The organism is Paraburkholderia sp. SIMBA_027, assembly GCF_046535315.1.
GTDB lineage: Bacteria > Pseudomonadota > Gammaproteobacteria > Burkholderiales > Burkholderiaceae > Paraburkholderia > Paraburkholderia tropica.
In genome coordinates, this window is record NZ_JAWRWY010000708.1 from 1 (window position 1) to 267 (window position 267).

Consider the following 267-nt stretch of genomic DNA (forward strand, 5'->3'; position numbering starts at 1 on the left):
CACGTTGATGGTTCCATCCTGATTCATCAGAAGGCGCGCGCCTGCTATTTCTACGCCGACAGGCCAGGTGTTAGAGGTGTAGCTAAAACAGGCGACGCCAACGCCGCGGCGCAAATTGCCTTGCTGGTTCTGGCATTCTGCACGGCGTTTTTCCCATTCAAAGATTTTCCGGCCTTTTTCAAGACACTCCGGCAACCCTGCGCTGTAAATACGTTTGCCCGTGAGCGGATTAGCATCTCCTTCGCGGGCGGCGTTGCGTAAACGAAT

General features: G+C 54.7%; 1 protein-coding gene. It reads right to left on the reverse strand.

Translation table 11 applies throughout. From position 1 onward, the window contains the following. On the reverse strand, positions 1-195 hold a 195-nt coding region (locus SB764_RS40870; protein WP_410866879.1), incomplete at its 3' end, for a molybdopterin cofactor-binding domain-containing protein. Positions 196-267: the final 72 nt, after the last annotated feature.